The 1,808-nt window shown below is 46.4% G+C and carries 2 protein-coding genes and 1 pseudogene; 2 read left to right on the top strand and 1 reads right to left on the bottom strand.

Going from position 1 to position 1,808, the window contains the following annotated elements; translation table 11 throughout:
- Together A3714_RS17875 and A3714_RS02425 are read left to right on the top strand one after the other, a co-directional pair.
- Nucleotides 1–991 (top strand): annotated as a pseudogene (locus A3714_RS17875) (transglutaminase domain-containing protein); the annotation flags it as partial.
- Between the two features lie 3 nt (nucleotides 992–994).
- Nucleotides 995–1,465, top strand: coding sequence for a hypothetical protein (locus A3714_RS02425; RefSeq protein WP_063509671.1), 471 nt, complete (start codon nucleotides 995–997; stop codon nucleotides 1,463–1,465).
- Nucleotides 1,466–1,522: 57 nt separating this feature from the next.
- Here A3714_RS02425 and A3714_RS17870 read toward each other — a convergent pair.
- Nucleotides 1,523–1,808, bottom strand: a 286-nt coding sequence (locus A3714_RS17870) for a hypothetical protein (RefSeq protein WP_197463346.1), incomplete at its 5' end; no start/stop codon positions are given.

Genomic DNA, 1,808 nt, shown 5'->3' with positions numbered 1-1,808 from the left:
GGAAGACTTCGCAGGCCTGACCAAGCAGCAGGTAGTCGGTGATCTGCTCTATAGCACGATCCTCAGTTATTTCGCCCTGAATGACATGCAGGACAAGATTGGCGAAAAGCAGGCCCACAGTGTGGGCTACCGTGCCCCCAGCTACGGTCTGTTCAAAACCAGCCTGTCTCCGGTCTACTTCTACGGCATTCCCCGCAACGTCAAAGCCACCGGCCTGACTATGGACGTGGATCGCTTCGCGGGAACACGCGTCGACAAGGATGGTAATGTGGAACGCCGGCTGGCGTTCAACCGTGCCCGTGGTGCCCGGCTATCAGCTATGGAACACCTGGTACCGGAACAGATGTACAGCACGGATGATGCCCCCGCACACGGTATCAGCGCAGTCAAAGCCATCCAGCTTGCCGCCGCCGAAGGGCAGAAAATTTGGACGATTACCCAGGGCAACCTGGATCAGGCCTTGGCTGGTATCGAGTTGTCTGATGAAGTGGAAACGGATATCCGTAATTCAGTGTATGCGGGCAAGGAAGTGACTGCCCATGAGAGGCCTGTGAATTTCTTTGGAAGTGAGTCCTCCGGTTATATTGTGCTGGATCCCTATAGTGGGGCTGGGGCTTATTTGATTGAGGGGGGTGAGAATGGGGGAAGGCTGAAAGCCGGCCCGGTTGCGCGATTTATGTTTTCGGCTGGAGTTGCGGATTCACTAGGAGCAAAGCTTTTAAAGCGTTTTGGTATTCTTAACATGGTCCTGACCTTGGTGGATTTGGTTTACTCTATCTCTGATGCTTTAGATGAGTGTGATGCTCATCCTATAGTACAAGCGTTGCTTGTTGTGTTTATGGTTACGATGTTTGCTTTTTTTACATATTTAGTTATTACATTTACGGCAGGGCTTGCGGGGGCTATTATCCCCTTGATTATAGGCGAGATGATGGGGATTTTTCAGTCTCAGATTAACGAATTGGCAAGAAAGTATGCGTGTTTAGGGTGATTTGTGAAAAATAAAAATATAGAAGTTTTTACTTTGTGGGGTGTTCATTTGTTTTCCTTATTGGTTGTTCTTGTTTATGCCTTTTTATTTATGGAGCGCTGTCTTTTTGATGGTGTTGAAAAGGGAGAGGTCGTAGTTCTGTCTGAAGGGTTTTCTCCGCCGTGGTATAAAGCGTATCGTTTCTCGGATTTTGAGGATGCGGAGGCTGCAATAAATGGAGTGAACTTTTCGGTTCCCTCTGAAGTGGCTGATGAAATAAGCGGAAAAAAAGTTGATTTTGTTTATGGTAAGTATACTGGTGTGGCGTATGAGGTTTCAGATGATAAGAATGTTTATTGGAGGCTGTTCTCATTTTTTAATGTATTCATAGTGATATTTCTCGCTATTTTTTTATTAACAGTTATAAAAGAGCTTGAACTTGTTTGTCTTATGGCATTTGTTTTTTCAATGAGAATGTTGTTTCAGATATTATGATTTTTGAAGGATGATTTTTTTATTTGAAAAATAAAATGACAGGCTTAAATGCGCTAATCAAATAATGTGCGCCAATTCGGGGTCTTGGTCACAGCGACCACCAATACCGCCATGGGGCCCGAGCTGCAATCCAGAATGAGCTACTGACAACCCAACCAGTGCTGGCATACCAGTCAGAACGAAGCCGTTGCCGGCGAATGCAGAGCCCTGGCGCTGAATCTGCAAGGCATCAGTCAGAGCCAGGCCCAAGACTTGCAGACCGACTTGGAAAGCACTCGGCAAAAACTCGAAGCAGAAGACTTCGTCCTGAATGATATACAGGACAAGATTAGTGAAAAGAAGG

It is taken from the genome of Alcanivorax sp. HI0007 (assembly GCF_001635525.1).
Classification (GTDB): domain Bacteria; phylum Pseudomonadota; class Gammaproteobacteria; order Pseudomonadales; family Alcanivoracaceae; genus Alcanivorax.
Note: the sequence above shows the minus strand (reverse complement) of the source record. Positions and strands in the feature narration are given on the sequence as shown.